The organism is Streptomyces qaidamensis (assembly GCF_001611795.1).
GTDB lineage: Bacteria > Actinomycetota > Actinomycetes > Streptomycetales > Streptomycetaceae > Streptomyces > Streptomyces qaidamensis.
Genome location: NZ_CP015098.1, coordinates 8,684,642 through 8,698,889, shown reverse-complemented (window position 1 = coordinate 8,698,889; position 14,248 = coordinate 8,684,642). Strand labels below are relative to the sequence as shown.

The following is a 14,248-nucleotide window of genomic DNA, read 5'->3' as shown; positions in this document are numbered from 1 at the left end:
ACGACAGGCCCTCGGGGGCGCCGCACTCACGAGTCGCCGCGGTGACGCCAGTACCACCACAGGCCCACGAGCAGGGCCAGCAGGAACAGGGTGGGCAGCACCAGGCCGGGGATGCGGGAGCCGTTCATGGGCGTGGCCTTCGGTTCGCGGCGGTCCGGGCGCCTCGTGCGTCGCCCCGGGCCAGGATGACGCCGGGTGGCCCCGCCGTCGCCCCGCTTTCCCCAGCCCTTGCCCGGCGTTCGATAACCGGGAGCGACGTCAGTCGACCGGGTGCCCCGGGTCGATGGTGAGGGCGTCGGAAAGCCGCAGCAACGGCCCGCCGTGCGCCTCGTGCCCGCCCCACTCGACCGGGTCGAGCACGAAGCCGATGTGGTCGCCGCCGCCCGCACGGGTCAGGATCCGGCCGACGAACCAGGCGGGCGCGTCCTCCAGGACGAGGGCGCCGTCGTAGGCCTCCCGCAGGCGGACGTCCTGGAACTTGTCCGTCCGGTCACCGGTGTGCCCGCCGAACAGTTCGGCGAGGCCGTACTGTTCTCGGCCGAGCAGGTGCACGGCGAGGACGTCCGCGTTCCGGGCCACCCGGAAGGTGTGGTTGAGCTCGGACAGCCACACCACGAACCGCACGGGCCGCAGCGAGCACTGCGAGGCGAACCCGACCAGGCATCCCGCCCGTTCACCGCCCGCGGCGGCCGTGACGACGTACATCTCGGGGTTCAGCCGGTCGACGAACTCGTCCATGCCGGCCATGGTCACACATCAGCTCGCCCCCGCCGGTGTGCGGGACTCCAGTGCGGCGCGGGTGTCGTTGCCGTACACGCCGGTCTCGTCGCCGCGGATGCCGTACCAGAGCTGGAAGCGGGCGACCGCCGCGGTGAGGGTGGGGTCGTAGCGGCCGCTGGTGGAGCCGTCCCGGTAGACGTCCGGGATGCGCAGGAGGCGTTGCTGGAGTTCGGTCACCTCGGGGCCGGTGGCTCCCTCGCGCAGCGTGCCGGCGCCGTCGGGGTCCACGGGTGCCGTGGCGGGCGGGGTGGGTGTCGGGTCGGGGGTGGAGGTTGCGGACCGGGGCGGGCCGGGGGCGGGAGCGGCGGTGTCGTCCGGGTGCTCACCGCGGAGCAGGAGCGCGCCGCCGAAGCCGATCACGGCGGCCGCGAGGACGGCCACCGCGACGGCGGCTCGGCGCAGCCCGGCTCCCGGGGGTACGGCGTCGGCGCGCCGGCGGCTCTCGCGGGTGACGGGCGGGAGTTCCTGCGTCAGCGCCTCGGAGCCGGCCGGCGGTTTCCCCGGCAGCGCGACGGACTCGTAGCCGGCGGGCTCGCGGCCGGCTTGCTCGCGGCCGGTGTCCTGCTGGAACTCCCGCATCAGTTCCGCGAGGGCGTCGGTGCGGCGGGGCCGCAGGACGCGGATGGGTTCGAGGGCCTGGCCGTCGTGCGGCGGCCGGGGCTCGGACGGTGTCGACACGCTGTACTCCTTCGTCCGGGCCGGGGGCGCCCGTCTTCGGGGATCGTCCTGTCGCTAGATACGCGGCCTGCGCGTCCGGGGTTCAGCGACCGGCCGGGCCCGGCCGGCAGGGCACTCAGTACCACCCGAGGTGTGCACTGAGTGCCACGTCTGATCTTCCGGGTGCTACGTTCGCGCCCATGAGCTCGGAGACGGACGAGACCGGCGCCGGAAAGCCACCCATGCGTGACGCCCTGGTGGCGGCGGCCTTCCGGCTGTTCCTGGAGCGGGGGTACGAGCAGACCACCGTCGACGACATCGTGGCGCTCGCCGGTGTCGGACGGCGCTCGTTCTTCCGGTACTTCCCGTCCAAGGAGGACGTCGTCTTCCCGGACCACGAGCGGTGCCTGGCCGACATGACGGCCTTCCTCGCGGGCGGCTCCGACGACGAACCCGTGCGGCGGGTCTGCGACGCGGCACGGCTCGTGCTGCGCATGTACGCCGAGAACCCGACGTTCTCGGTGCAGCGCTACCGCCTCACCAGGCAGGTGCCGGGGCTGCGCGCCTATGAACTGTCCGTCGTGTGGCGCTACGAGCGGGCCCTCGCCGAGTATCTGCGCCGGCGCTTCGCCGCCCGCCGGGAGGGCACCCTGCAGGCCGACGTGATCGCGGCGGCGGTGGTAGCGGCGCACAACAACGCGCTGCGGTCCTGGCTGCGTTCGGACGGGCGGGGCGAGGCCGGCACCGCGGTCGACCACGCACTCGCCTACGTGCAGTCGGCGTTCGGAGGCGTGCCGGTGCCGCCGGTGGCGGAGCAGCCGGAGGACGTGGTGGTCGTCGTGGCGCGGCGCGGGACGCCGCTGTGGCGGGTGGTGCAGGAGATCGAGGCCACGCTGGGGCGTGGCTGAGCGCCCTCACATTGATGGTACGGAGTGCCTTTACTAGTGGCACTGAGTGCCATACTCTGTGCGGCGTGCACGGTGGCACGGCGAACCGCGCACACGTGTGCGCGGGTGATCGCGTGCGCGGATTCCGGCCGAGTGCAGGGAGTTGACCAGCGTGTACCACTCAGGAAGCGTCGCTCAGCAGGCAGCCGGCTCCGCGACGGGTCTGCTCGACCCGAGGGGCCGGCACCAAGAGGCCATCTTCTTCCAGCGCTGCACCTGGTGCGGCACCGCCATGTACCACCGGCTGCTGTGTCCGGTCTGCCGGGGCAGCGAGCTGCGCACGGAGCGCGCAGAGGGCACGGGCACCGTCCGCCACTCCACGGTGGTGCATCGCAACACCCCCGCGGCACGCAACGTGTCGCAGATAGAGATGTCCGAGGGGTTCGTGGTGCGCGGCCGGGTGATGGGCCCGCCGATCGGCATCCACAGCGGGGACCGGGTGCGGCTGTCCACGGCCAAGGACCCGGTACGGGGCGAGCCGGTCTTCCAGCTCCTGGACGAGCCGTACCGGGCCTGGAGCTGACACGCCCTCAGCCCGCGATCAGCTCGTCGGTGCGCACGGGCCGTCCCGTCTCGAAGCTCCGGTTCGCCGCCAGTCCCACCGCAAGGGCGAGCGCCCCGTCGCGTTCGGTCGCCGTGGGACGGGCCCCGGCACCGGCGTCCGCCGGGCGGGTGGGGCCGACGGGCCCGAACAGCGCGTCGAGCATGCGCGGATCACCGCCGCCGTGGGCCTCGTGGGCGACCGCGAGCGGCACGTCCTGCGGGGGCTGCCACAGCGGGCGCAGGGTGAGACGGGCGCCCCCCGCGTGCTCGGCCGCCGTGTCGCCGTGCACCGCGCCCACCGCCGAGGTGACCCGACTCGGCGGCCGCTGCCAGCGGCTCTCCTCCACCTCGAGCTCCAGCCGGCCCGCGCTGCCGTTGAACATCACCCGGTAGCCCTCCCAGGGGGAGTAGGCGGTCAGGTGGTACGTCATCGTCGCGCCGCGCGCGTAGCGCACCAGGACGGACATGTCGTCCTCGATGGTGACCGGCCCGTCGAACACGTTGCGGTCGCGCAGGTAGCCGTCGTCGTGCTCGGCGTCCAGGTAGAGGGCGCGCAGGGCGTCGTCGGCCGCGAGGTCCAGGGCGAAGGGGTCGCCGGCGGCCGGCTCGGCGCCGTGGGCGCGGTCGTAGTCCCGGCGCAGTCCGTGCCGCTCCCCCGCCTCGCGGCCGTAGAAGCCGAGCCGCCCGTAGCCGAAGGCCTCCCGGGGCTCGTCGGCGAGCCACCAGTTCACCAGGTCGAAGTGGTGCGAGGACTTGTGCACCATCAGGCCGCCGCTGTGTCTCTTCTCGCGGTGCCACCGGCGGAAGTAGTCGGCGCCGTGCCGTACGTCGAGCAGCCACTCGAAGTGGACCGACAGCACCTCGCCGATCGCCCCGTCGGCGAGCAGGGCGCGGACCTTCTCGTGCACGGGGTTGAAGCGGTAGTTGAAGGCGACCGTCAGAGAGTTGCCGGTCGCGCGGACGGTGTCGAGGATGCGGGCGCAGCGCTCCGCGTCGACGGTCATCGGTTTCTCGGTGACGACCCGGCAGCCCGCCTTCAGGGCCGGGACGATGTACCGGTCGTGCTCGGCGTCGACGGTGGTGACGACGACCTCGTCGATGCCCTCCTCGGCGAGCAGGGCGGTGAAGCGGTCGGGCTCCCACACGGTGGCGGCCGGTGCGCCCGCCTCGGCCAGCAGCCGGTTGTGGAAGGCCATCCGGGTCGGGCTGGGGTCGCACAGCGCGGCCACGACATGACCGGGGCGTTCGGCGAGGCCGCGGGTGAACAGCTGGGCCCGGTGGCCGGTGCCGACGACGGCTGCGCGCAGGACGGGGGTTCGGCTCATGGCAGGTGCCCTTTCCCATGGACGGGGCTCTCACTCCCCCACGGCCGAAAGCGCTTGCCGGACCTCAGAGGGTGATGCGGATGCCCACCGTGCCGTCCACGCCCCGGCGCAGCCGGCTGCCGAGCAGGGTCAGCCGGCCCGTCAGGCCGTACTTGCGGCCGATGAGCCGGCGGTAGCGGGCGGTGGTGGCCGCGTCGCAGATCTCCGCCGTCGCGGGCACCTGGTCGCCCGTGGGGTTGCCGCGCAGGTCGCAGGGGCCGATCAGCACGTCGGCGCGGTTGCGGATCCGCTTCACCTTCCAGGAGTCGGCGGGCGTCCACACGCCGAGCGCGTCCCCGTCGCGCACCACCCAGACGGGGGTGGCGACCGGCGTGCCGTTCCTGCGGTAGCTGGTGACCAGCAGGTACTTGCCCGCGCCGAGTTCGTCCAGCGTCCTGTCGTCCATGCCGGGAAGTGTACGAGCGTGCCCCGGGTTCAGCGCAGCGCCGCCGCCATCCTGCGCACCGCCTCCGTGAGCACCTCCTGTGAGGCCGCCAGATTGAGGCGGGCATGGCCGGCTCCGCCGGCGCCGAAGGGAAGGCCTGAGCTGAGGGCGACGCGGCCGCGGTGCAGGAAGACGTCGGCCGGGTCGTCGCCGAGCCCGAGGGCACGGCAGTCGAGCCAGGCCAGGTAGGTGGCGTCGCCCGGGCGGTAGCGGACCGCGGGCAGGTGCTCGGCGAGCAGGTCGGCGAGCAGCCGCCGGTTGCCGTCGAGGCCGGTCAGCAGGGCGTCCAGCCAGGTGACGCCGTCGCTCAGGGCGGCGGTGTGGGCGATGACGGCGACGTGGCTCGGGCCGTGCCCCACCTCCTCCGGCATACGGTCCAGGTCGGCCGCGGCCCCGGGCCCGGCGACCGCGAGGGCGGCCTTGAGCCCGGGCAGGTTCCAGCCCTTGGAGGCCGACATCAGGGACAGGCCGCGCTCGGCGCCCGGCACGCTCAGATACGGCACGAAGCCGGCGCCGCCGAGCACGAGCGGGGCGTGGATCTCGTCGGCGACGACGCGCACGCCGTACCGCTCAGCGAGGCGGGCGACGGCGGACAGTTCCTCTTCCGTGTGCACGGTGCCGGTCGGGTTGTGGGGGTTGCACAGCAGATGGGCGGCTCGCCGCCCGCCCACGACGGCCTGCCGGAACGACGACTCCAGGACTCCCAGGTCGATGCGCCCGTCCGCCCCGAGCGGGGCCTCGGCCACCCGCCTGTCCATGTGCTCCACGAACAGGTAGAACGGCGGGTACACGGGCGGGTTCACAACCACCGTGTCGCCCGGGCCGGTGACCAGTTTGAGCATCTCGACGACACCCAGCATGACGTCGGGCACGATCGCGGTGCGCTCCACGGCGAGCCCCTCCCAGCCCCACCGCTTCCCGGCGAAGGCGGCCAGGGCCTCCGCGTAGGCGGTGCCGGCCGGGTAGCCCGTGTCGCCGAGGTGGAGCGCGTCGGTGACGGCACGCACCACGGGCTCGGCGAGCGGCACGTCCATCTCGGCCACCCACAGCGGCAGCACGTCCTCCGGGTAGGTGCGCCACTTCATGCTGGTGCGCTGCCGGAGGTTGTCGAGAGTGAGGGCTTGCAGGGGATTCGGTTCACCGGACGTCTCGTGCGGGATCCTGGTCATGGGCACACGATAGGGGGCTGTGCGGTGAGCGGGAATCGTGCGGACGGCGAGCGGGGCGGGGCGGTGGGCGCGTTGCTGGAGATCGCCTGCGACGAGTCGGGGTCGGACGGTGAGAACCTCACCGGCGGCAACACGGACGTGTTCGCGCACGCCGGCGTCTCACTGTCCATGGCGTCGGCCGCGGCGACGGTCGGGGAGATCCGGGACCGGATCCGGTCACCGGCCGAGGAGTACAAGGCGACCCACCTGCTGCGGGAGAAGCACCGTGCGGTGCTGGAGTGGCTGCTCGCGCCGACGGGCCCGATCGACGGGCAGGCGCGGGTGCACCTCATGGAGAAGACGTACTTCGTGGTGGACCGGACCCTCGGCCTGCTGCTGGACGACGCGGCCGAGGCGGCCGTTCTGTTCCGCGCGGGGCGCGAGGTCTTCGAGGAGGACGGCTGGCGGGCGTTCCTGGAGGCGGCCAACCAGGTGCTGCGGGTCCGCCACGACGGGGACCCGGTGGACGCCTTCTACGGCACCGTCGACACCCTGCGCCGGGCGCATCCGCGGACGGACGCGGCACGGATCCTGGAGCGGCTCGCCGCGACCCGGCCCCGCGCGGTGGCGTACCGGGACGGATTCCTGGCCGGGCCGCCCCTGATCCCGCCGCTCAACCCGCTGCTCCCGGCGATCGTGCGGACGGCCGCGCTCTGGAACGGGAGCGGGCGGCCGGTCCACCTCGTGCACGACCGGCAGAACATGCTGACGCCGGAGCGCATCGCATGGATCGAGGAGACCGCACGGCGGGCCGGGATCGGCCTGGCCGGGCTGCGGCTCGTCGTCGCGCGTGACGACGCGCGGGTGCAGGTGGCGGACTTCCTCGCCGGGATCGCCCGCAAGATCGCCTCCGACGAGCTGAACGGCCGCGGGGACCCGGCGCTCACCGCCCTGTTGCGGCCCTACGTCGATCCGGGTTCGGTGTGGGGCGACGCGCGCAGCGGGGCCCTGCTCGCGGCCCCGGTCACCGGGTGACGCCGAATAGATCACCGGTGCGCTGAACACGGCACGGCTCCGCCCCGTATGGATGAAGGGCACTCAACTCCAGGAGGGCCCTGCGGTGTTCGCACCGTGATGTTCTGGTTCGGGAGCCATGCATGAGGCACGCACGACGACGGGTCGTCCGGCGAGTGACACGGCTGGCGGCCGTCGGCGGACTCCTCCTCGGAGGAGCGATGGTCACCAACGCCGTGGCGAGCGAGCCGTCGGCCCCGGTCATCGGCGTCCCGTTCACCGCGCCGCCGGCGACGGGCGAGGGCACCGACCTGGTGTCCCGGCTCGGGAACGCGCGCACGGCGGGCAGCTGGATCGACTCCGCCGGGCGGCCGGTCGTCGCGGTGACCGACGAGAAGGCGGCCGCCGAGGTGCAGCGGGCCGGTGCGCAGGCCAAGATGGTCCGTCACAGCATGAGCGACCTCAAGTCCGCTGCGACGGCGTTGCGTTCGGCCCCCCGGGTGGCCGGAACGTCGTGGGCCCTGGACTACAAGAGCAACCAGGTGGTGGTACGCGGTGACAGCACCGTCTCCGCCGCCGACTGGTCCCGGATGACCGAGGTGGCCGAGGGCATCGGCTCGTTCGTGCGGATGGAGCGCACCGAGGGCAGGTTCACGACACGGCTCAACGGCGCGCAGCCCATCCTGTCGACCGCCGGGCGCTGTTCGGCGGGGTTCAACGTGACCGACGGCAAGAGCGACTTCATCCTCACGGCGGGGCACTGCGGGCCCGACGGTTCGGTCTGGTTCGCCGACGACCAGGGTCGGCAGCAGGTCGGTACGTCGCTCCGGGGGAGCTTCCCCGGCGACGACTACTCCCTGGTGAAGTACGACGGCGGCCGTGCGGGCAAGGGCGCGGACGTGGTGGCGGTCGGTGACGGCAAGGGCGTGCGGATCACGGGCGTCGCCGATGCGGAGGTCGGGCAGAAGATCTTCCGCAGTGGCAGCACCAGCGGACTGCGCGAGGGAGAGGTGACGGCGCTCAACGCGACGGTCAACTACCCCGAGGGCACGGTCACCGGTCTCATCGAGACGAACGTGTGCGCCGAACCCGGTGACAGCGGAGGCCCGATGTTCGCCGACGGCGTCGCGATCGGCCTGACCTCGGGCGGCAGTGGGGACTGCAAGGCGGGCGGCACGACGTTCTTCCAGCCGGTGACGAAGGCGCTGACCGAGCTCGGCGTCAAGCTGATCGTGGCGAAGTCGTCCGGTGGCACGGGCGCCGCGCCCGCGCCGTCGGCCTCGCCGGGTGCGGCCTCGCCCGGTTCGTCGGCGCCGATCACGGGCACGGACGTGTCGACGGTGCTGAGCCGTCTCACCGACCCGCGCAATGTGGGCCCCGGCATGCTCGTCATAGCGGGCAGCCTCGTGGCCCTGGTGGCGACCCGGTGGATCCGCGCGGAGCAGGACCGCAAGGCGTACCGGCAGTACTACTCGGCCACTTGGGGATGACGCGGGTGGCCGGCGGTCGCGGGACGGGCCCGTCAGCCCAGGGTGAGCAGCACGGTCGCGAGGCCCGCCCCCAGCAGCCCCACCGTCTGACGGCGGCTGATCCGCTCGTGCAGCAGGACGAGGCCCAGCACCACGGGGAGGGCCGGGTACAGGGAGGCCAGCACCACGGCGACGGCCAGCAACTGCCGCTGGGCGGCGAGCAGATACAGCACGAGGCCGAGGGCCGCACCGGCCCCGGTGAGGACGGCCTGAACGCAGCGGACCGGCGGCAGCTTCAGCCGGCGGGCGGGCCGGGCGGCGTCCGGCAGGAGCACGAGGACCGCGGCGACCCGGCCCGCGGCGACGGGCCACAGCCCGCTTCCGGGCCCGGCCTGGCCGAGGGCGAGGTACTGCACGGCGACGCCCAGGCTGGCGACCAGTCCGTCCGCCGTCCCCTTCCCGGCACCGGCCCTGCCGCCGGCTACGCACCACAGCGCGGGCACCGTGACGGCGATGCCCAGCCAGGCGACGGCACCCGGACGGTCGCCGAGGACGAGCACCCCGCACAGCACCGACAGCGCGACACCGGTGACGGCGCTCACCGGCACCACGACGCTCATGTCCCCTCTGCTCAGCCCGCGGTTGAGGAACCACATGGCCGTGCCGCTCCCGACGCCGGACAGCGCTCCCCAGAGCAGGTCGGCAGGGTGGACGGCGTCGGCGGGCAGGAGGAGGGCGCCCGCGCAGGCGAGCAGCAGCCCGCCCAGCTGGCCGAGGAAGGTGACGGCGGTGTGATGCACGCGCCGGGAGAGCAGACCGCCGGCGAAGTCGACGATGCCGTAGACGACGGCCGAGGAAAGTGCGAGAAGGGCACCCATTGGATCAGGGGTGCCCTTCGACGAGGGTCCGATGCGTCAGCGGGCGATGGTGCTCGGGCCTGCGACAGCTACTGCGGGGCCGCGGCGGCCCACTCCAGGACGAGCCGCTGGTACTCCTCGCGCTGCTCGACGCTCAGTGTCCCGCCCGACCGGCGCCACAGCGCACGGATCTCCTCGTTGACCTCGTCAGCCGATCGCTCGGATGAGGTTTCAACAGTGGTGGACATGCTGTGAAGCATACGTCGCCGGACGTGAAGGCGATGTGAGTAATCACGAGCTAATCGGGCATTTCGGACAGTGTTACTGATCACGTCCATCTCCCGGTAAACGTGAGGCTGTTCACATCAGCCGCCTGTGAGTACCTTTCGGCACCGGGAAGTTCGCCGTGGTTCATGCTTCGGCCGATCCCAGCACGAGCACCTTGATGGCCAACACGGCCGCGCCTCGGGCCCAGTCGTGGAAGTCGGACACCTTCGTCTCCAGACCGACCGGGGCGGCCAGCGGGTGACGGTGCTCACGGATCGTCTCCTCGACCGTCTTCCCGGCCACGTCCATCAGCCCGACCCCCTCCCCCGCGAGCAGGATCTTCTGCGGCATCACGAAGTTGGAGATCTGCGCGACCAGCGTACCCAGGGCGCGCGCGGCCTCGTCGACGACCCGGACGGGCATCGGGTCCCCCGCGGCGGCCAGGGCGAGGATCTCGTCGTAGGTGCGGTCGCCGCCGGTGGCGGCCCGGATCTGGTAGCGGATGCTGGGGATGGTCAGCAGCGAAACGGCGCTGCCGCGCCTGCCGTCCGGGGTGAGCGGCCCGTTGGAGTCGACGATCCAGTGCCGGCCGAAGCCACGGTCCTCCTCCGCGAAGGGCACCCGCCTGCCGCCCAGTACGAGCCCGTAACCGAGGCCGGCGCCGATGGTGAGGACGACGAAGCGCTCCAGGCCGCGTCCGGCGCCGAACCAGGTCTCGGCCTCGACCAGGGCGGCGACGTCGTTCTCGACGACCACCGGCAGTCCGGTACGCTGCTCGACCAGGTCGGCCAGGGGGACGTCCCGCCACAGCAGGAAGGGGGATTCGCCGACCACGGCACGGTCCTGGACGAACCCGCCGACCCCGATGCCGATCCCGGCGAGACGGGGGTGGCCCGTGGCCAGTTCGGCGGTCATCCGGGCCAGCACGTCGGCCACTTCGGCGGGGTCGTGGGTGGTGAGCGGGCGGTCGTGGCGGGCGACGATGTGGCTGCGCAGGGTGGTGACGACGCCGTAGACCATGTCCTCGGTGATCTTGAAGCCGAGGAAGAATCCCGAGTCGGCGACGACGTCCAGCGGCTGGGAGGGGCGGCCCTGGCGCGACTCCGCGGGCGCGTCGGCTTCGGGCACCTCGACGAGCAGGCCCGACTCGATCAGCGGCTTGGTCAGCCGGGTGAGACTGCCGGCCGACAGGCCGAGCCTACGGGCGAGTTCCGTGCGCGAGAGCGGGCCGTGGACGAGCACTTCGATCGCCACGGAGCGCTCCCCCGCGCTCAGCGGCAGCCAGCCGGCGGTGCCGTCGGTCATGAAGGTCCGACTCCCCTCACCCATTTTTTTCACACCGAAACCAACATGACCACTCTACGTCGATGTCGGTTCCTGCGAAAAGATGTTTGCAGGGCCCTTGACGCGGCAATTGTTTCGCGCCAAAAGTAAGTCCCGCCAGAGGACGAGCCGCCGCAGCGAGGGAGTCTCCCGATGACCATCGCCTCCAGCAGTCCTCCTTCACGTCTGCCCACGGGCGGCGCGGCGGAGGCCAGCAGCAGGACCGGGACGCGACAGGGGGTGTCCGGCGAGGACCGGGGGGACGGCCGGCTGGCCGCGCTCTTCATCGCGCCGGCCCTGCTCGGCTTCCTGGTCTTCCTGCTCTGGCCGACCCTGCGGGGCATCTACCTGAGCTTCACCCGTTTCAACCTGCTGACCCCGGCGGAGTGGGTGGGCCTGGACAACTACGTCCGCATGGTCAACGACCCCATCTTCTGGGACTCCCTGTGGGTCACCGTCGAGTACGTCGTCATCAACATCGGCGTGCAGACGGTCGCGGCACTCGCCATGGCCGTCCTGCTCCAGCGGCTGACGCAGTCGGCGATGCTGCGCGGGATCGTGCTGACGCCGTATCTGATGTCGAACGTCGTCGCCGGCCTCGTCTGGCTGTGGATCCTCGACACCCAGCTCGGCATCGGCAACGAGATCATCAGCGGCCTCGGGGTGGACCGCATCCCGTTCCTCGCCGACGAGACCTGGGCGATCCCGACGATCGCGCTCATCAACGTGTGGCGGCACGTGGGCTACACCGCCCTGCTGCTGTTCGCCGGCCTCCAGGCCATCCCGAACGACATGTACGAGGCGGCCCGGGTGGACGGCGCGAGTGAGTGGCGGATGTTCTGGCGGATCACCATGCCGTTGCTGCGTCCGGTGCTCGCGGTCGTGCTGATCATGACGGTGATCGGGTCGTTCCAGGTGTTCGACACCGTCGCCGTGACCACCGCGGGCGGTCCAGCCAACGCCACCAACGTGCTGCAGTACTACATCTACGGCTCGGCCTTCGGCCGCTTCCAGTTCGGGTACGCCTCGGCCATGTCCGTCGCCCTGCTGGTCGTGCTGAGCGCGATCACCATCCTCCAGTACCGGCTCACCCGGGCCGGCCGGACCGACCTCGGCTGACGGAAGGGAGACACCGCCATGGCTGCCGTGACGACAACACCGCCGACGACCCTGCGGCCGGTCCGGCGCAGGTTCCCCTTCGGGCGGGCCGCCGCCTGGACCGTGATGGGACTGATCGTCCTCATCACCCTGCTGCCGTTCTACTGGATCCTGCGCACCGCGCTCTCCACCAACGCGGGCCTGAGCGCCGACCCCACCAACCCCCTGCCGGTGGACCTCACCACCAGCGGCTTCGAACGGGCCCTGGGGCTCCAGTCGTCCGAGGAGGCCATCGCGCAGGGCGGGGCGGGCGGCGGGCTGGACTTCTGGCGCTACCTGCTCAACTCGGTACTGGTCTCGACGCTGATCACCGGCTGTCAGATCTTCTTCTCGGCGATGGCCGCGTACGCCTTCTCACGGCTGCACTGGCGGGGCCGGGACAAGGTGTTCGGGCTGTTCCTGGCCGGAATGATGGTGCCGGCCATCTTCACGCTGCTGCCGAACTTCGTGCTCATCAAGCAGCTGCACCTGATCGACACGCTTCTCGGCATCGCGCTGCCCACCATGTTCATGACGCCGTTCGCGGTGTTCTTCCTGCGGCAGTTCTTCATGAACATCCCCAAGGAGGTCGAGGAGGCCGCGCTGCTCGACGGCGCCGGAAAGATCAGGGTCTTCTTCCGGGTGGTCCTGCCGATGGCGTCCACGCCGATCATCACGCTGGGCGTGCTGACGTACATCACCTCCTGGAACGACTACTTCTGGCCGCTGATGGTCTCCTACAGCGACAGCTCGCGCGTGCTGACCGTGGCGCTGGCGGTCTTCCGGGCGCAGACCCCGGCGACCGGCGTCGACTGGTCCGGGCTCATGGCCGCGACGCTGATCGCCGCGCTGCCGATGCTGGTGCTGTTCGCCTGCTTCGCCCGCCGCATCGTCAGCTCCATCGGCTTCACCGGGATCAAGTAAGGGGACTGTGATGCGAATTCGACTTCGTCCGCTCGTCGCGGTGACCGGAGCGCTGGCGCTGTCCCTGGTGAGCGGATGCGCTCAGCAAGGCGCAGCCGGATCGTCCGCGAACACCGTCACGTACTGGCTGTGGGACGCCAACCAGCTGCCCGCCTACCAGGCCTGCGCCAAGGGGTTCGAGAAGGAGAACCCCGGGCTGAAGGTGAAGATCACGCAGTTGGGCTGGAGCGACTACTGGACCAAGCTCACCGCCGGGTTCATCGCGGGCACCCAGCCGGACGTGTTCACCGACCACATCCAGAACTTCGGCCAGTTCGCCGATCTGAAGGTCCTCGAACCGCTCGACGACCTCGGCATCAAGGACTCGGACTACCAGCCGGGCCTCGCCGCCAACTGGATCGGCAAGGACGGCCACCGCTACGGCGCCCCGAAGGACTGGGACACGGTCGCGCTGTTCTACAACTCGAAGATGACCGAGGAGGCAGGACTCGGCGCCGAACAGCTCAACAGCCTGTCCTGGAACCCGAAGGACGGCGGCACCTTCGAGAAGGCCATCGCCCACCTCACCGTCGACAGGAACGGCAAGCGGGGTGACGAACCGGGCTTCGACCGGAACAACGTCAAGGTCTACGGCATGGCCAGCAACGGCGGCGGGTTCGGCGACGGCCAGACCCAGTGGAGCAACTTCGCCGCCTCCGCCGGCTGGAGCTACCTCGACAAGCCGCGCTGGGGCACCGAGTACCAGTACGACAGCAAGACCTTCCAGTCGGTCATCCGGTGGTACTTCGGCCTGGCGAAGAAGGGCTACATGCCACCGCTGTCCGACTACAACGTCCAGTCCAACCAGGCGAACACGCAGGTGGCGGCGGGCAAGGCGGCCACCGCGTTCGACGGGGCCTGGATGATCTCCACCTACGCGGGCTTCAAGGGCAAGGACATCAGGACCGCCCTGACCCCGGTCGGCCCGACCGGCAAGCGCGCCACCATGATGAACGGTCTCGCCGACTCCGTCACGAAGGCCTCCAAGAACAAGGCGGGCGCCAAGAAGTGGGTGGCCTATCTGGCCTCGGACAAGTGCCAGAGCGTCGTCGGCAGGTACGGCGTCGTCTTCCCCGCCACGCCGGCCGGGACCGAGGCCGCTGTCGCCGCGTACCGGAAGAAGGGCATCGACGTCTCGTCGTTCACCGAACCCGTGGCCGACAAGAAGCATGCCCGGACCTTCTCGTACCCGATCGCCAGCTACTCGGCGGACATGACCGCGCTCATGCAGCCCGCGATGGAAGACATCTACGGCAACGGCAAGCCCGTGAGCAGCCTCGATCAGACCAACGACCAGATCAACCTCATCCTCTCCCAGTGAAGGGCACGCGCTC

Annotated in this window: 15 protein-coding genes; 7 read left to right on the top strand and 8 right to left on the bottom strand. The window is 71.4% G+C overall.

The window, feature by feature from the left end; all coding sequences use genetic code 11:
- Positions 1–258: 258 nt before the first annotated feature.
- Positions 259–747, bottom strand: coding sequence for a flavin reductase family protein (locus A4E84_RS38125; protein ID WP_062931808.1), 489 nt, complete (start codon positions 745–747; stop codon positions 259–261).
- A gap of 9 nt (positions 748–756) precedes the next feature.
- Complete coding sequence (locus A4E84_RS38120; protein WP_062930912.1) at positions 757–1,458, bottom strand: peptidoglycan-binding domain-containing protein; 702 nt, start codon at positions 1,456–1,458, stop codon at positions 757–759.
- A 221-nt stretch (positions 1,459–1,679) separates the two neighbouring features.
- On the opposite strand from A4E84_RS38120, the gene A4E84_RS38115 reads away from it, so the two are divergent.
- Both A4E84_RS38115 and A4E84_RS38110 read left to right on the top strand, forming a co-directional pair.
- On the top strand, positions 1,680–2,345 hold the full coding sequence (locus tag A4E84_RS38115; RefSeq protein WP_174569529.1) for a TetR family transcriptional regulator: 666 nt from the start codon (positions 1,680–1,682) through the stop codon (positions 2,343–2,345).
- A gap of 151 nt (positions 2,346–2,496) precedes the next feature.
- The gene (locus A4E84_RS38110; protein WP_062930910.1) at positions 2,497–2,907 is read left to right on the top strand and encodes a Zn-ribbon domain-containing OB-fold protein; all 411 of its coding nucleotides are present in this window, start codon (positions 2,497–2,499) and stop codon (positions 2,905–2,907) included.
- A 7-nt stretch (positions 2,908–2,914) separates the two neighbouring features.
- Here A4E84_RS38110 and A4E84_RS38105 read toward each other — a convergent pair whose 3' ends face one another.
- From A4E84_RS38105 to A4E84_RS38095, 3 genes are all read right to left on the bottom strand, one after another.
- Positions 2,915–4,252 (bottom strand): Gfo/Idh/MocA family protein, encoded by a 1,338-nt coding sequence (locus A4E84_RS38105; RefSeq protein ID WP_062930909.1) that lies wholly within the window; start codon positions 4,250–4,252, stop codon positions 2,915–2,917.
- 64 nt (positions 4,253–4,316) lie between these two features.
- A complete protein-coding gene (locus tag A4E84_RS38100; RefSeq protein ID WP_062930908.1) occupies positions 4,317–4,697 on the bottom strand; it encodes a PPOX class F420-dependent oxidoreductase in 381 nt (126 codons plus the stop codon).
- A gap of 29 nt (positions 4,698–4,726) precedes the next feature.
- Positions 4,727–5,905 (bottom strand): MalY/PatB family protein, encoded by a 1,179-nt coding sequence (locus A4E84_RS38095; RefSeq protein ID WP_062930907.1) that lies wholly within the window; start codon positions 5,903–5,905, stop codon positions 4,727–4,729.
- Positions 5,906–5,929: 24 nt separating this feature from the next.
- Here A4E84_RS38095 and A4E84_RS38090 point away from each other — a divergent pair, with 24 nt between their 5' ends.
- Together A4E84_RS38090 and A4E84_RS38085 are read left to right on the top strand one after the other, a co-directional pair.
- A complete protein-coding gene (locus A4E84_RS38090; RefSeq protein ID WP_062930906.1) occupies positions 5,930–6,919 on the top strand; it encodes a hypothetical protein in 990 nt (329 codons plus the stop codon).
- Positions 6,920–7,041: 122 nt separating this feature from the next.
- On the top strand, positions 7,042–8,388 hold the full coding sequence (locus A4E84_RS38085) for a S1 family peptidase (RefSeq protein WP_062930905.1): 1,347 nt from the start codon (positions 7,042–7,044) through the stop codon (positions 8,386–8,388).
- A 32-nt stretch (positions 8,389–8,420) separates the two neighbouring features.
- On the opposite strand, the gene A4E84_RS38080 is transcribed toward A4E84_RS38085, so the two are convergent.
- From A4E84_RS38080 to A4E84_RS38075, 3 genes are all read right to left on the bottom strand, one after another.
- Entirely contained in the window at positions 8,421–9,245 is an 825-nt protein-coding gene (locus tag A4E84_RS38080) for an EamA family transporter (protein WP_062930904.1), read from the bottom strand.
- A 68-nt stretch (positions 9,246–9,313) separates the two neighbouring features.
- Entirely contained in the window at positions 9,314–9,472 is a 159-nt protein-coding gene (locus A4E84_RS42675; RefSeq protein ID WP_162494364.1) for a hypothetical protein, read from the bottom strand.
- Between the two features lie 163 nt (positions 9,473–9,635).
- On the bottom strand, positions 9,636–10,796 hold the full coding sequence (locus A4E84_RS38075) for an ROK family transcriptional regulator (RefSeq protein WP_062930903.1): 1,161 nt from the start codon (positions 10,794–10,796) through the stop codon (positions 9,636–9,638).
- A gap of 171 nt (positions 10,797–10,967) precedes the next feature.
- Here A4E84_RS38075 and A4E84_RS38070 point away from each other — a divergent pair, with 171 nt between their 5' ends.
- Genes A4E84_RS38070 through A4E84_RS38060 form a run of 3 tightly spaced genes read left to right on the top strand, consistent with a single transcriptional unit; the run spans position 10,968 to position 14,235 of the window.
- A complete protein-coding gene (locus A4E84_RS38070) occupies positions 10,968–11,933 on the top strand; it encodes a carbohydrate ABC transporter permease (RefSeq protein WP_062930902.1) in 966 nt (321 codons plus the stop codon).
- An 18-nt stretch (positions 11,934–11,951) separates the two neighbouring features.
- A complete protein-coding gene (locus A4E84_RS38065) occupies positions 11,952–12,875 on the top strand; it encodes a carbohydrate ABC transporter permease (RefSeq protein WP_062930901.1) in 924 nt (307 codons plus the stop codon).
- 10 nt (positions 12,876–12,885) lie between these two features.
- On the top strand, positions 12,886–14,235 hold the full coding sequence (locus A4E84_RS38060) for an ABC transporter substrate-binding protein (RefSeq protein WP_062930900.1): 1,350 nt from the start codon (positions 12,886–12,888) through the stop codon (positions 14,233–14,235).
- Positions 14,236–14,248 lie beyond the last annotated feature (13 nt).

Excerpts from the sequence above, each read along its gene's own strand:
- A4E84_RS38125 (WP_062931808.1), bottom strand. The coding sequence starts at position 747 with ATGGCCGGCATGGACGAGTTCGTCGACCGGCTGAACCCCGAGATGTAC.
- A4E84_RS38115 (WP_174569529.1), top strand. The coding sequence starts at position 1,680 with ATGCGTGACGCCCTGGTGGCGGCGGCCTTCCGGCTGTTCCTGGAGCGG.
- A4E84_RS38105 (WP_062930909.1), bottom strand. The coding sequence starts at position 4,252 with ATGAGCCGAACCCCCGTCCTGCGCGCAGCCGTCGTCGGCACCGGCCAC.
- A4E84_RS38100 (WP_062930908.1), bottom strand. The coding sequence starts at position 4,697 with ATGGACGACAGGACGCTGGACGAACTCGGCGCGGGCAAGTACCTGCTG.
- A4E84_RS38095 (WP_062930907.1), bottom strand. The coding sequence starts at position 5,905 with ATGACCAGGATCCCGCACGAGACGTCCGGTGAACCGAATCCCCTGCAA.
- A4E84_RS38085 (WP_062930905.1), top strand. The coding sequence starts at position 7,042 with ATGAGGCACGCACGACGACGGGTCGTCCGGCGAGTGACACGGCTGGCG.
- A4E84_RS38080 (WP_062930904.1), bottom strand. The coding sequence starts at position 9,245 with ATGGGTGCCCTTCTCGCACTTTCCTCGGCCGTCGTCTACGGCATCGTC.
- A4E84_RS42675 (WP_162494364.1), bottom strand. The coding sequence starts at position 9,472 with ATGTCCACCACTGTTGAAACCTCATCCGAGCGATCGGCTGACGAGGTC.
- A4E84_RS38075 (WP_062930903.1), bottom strand. The coding sequence starts at position 10,796 with ATGACCGACGGCACCGCCGGCTGGCTGCCGCTGAGCGCGGGGGAGCGC.
- A4E84_RS38070 (WP_062930902.1), top strand. The coding sequence starts at position 10,968 with ATGACCATCGCCTCCAGCAGTCCTCCTTCACGTCTGCCCACGGGCGGC.
- A4E84_RS38065 (WP_062930901.1), top strand. The coding sequence starts at position 11,952 with ATGGCTGCCGTGACGACAACACCGCCGACGACCCTGCGGCCGGTCCGG.
- A4E84_RS38060 (WP_062930900.1), top strand. The coding sequence starts at position 12,886 with ATGCGAATTCGACTTCGTCCGCTCGTCGCGGTGACCGGAGCGCTGGCG.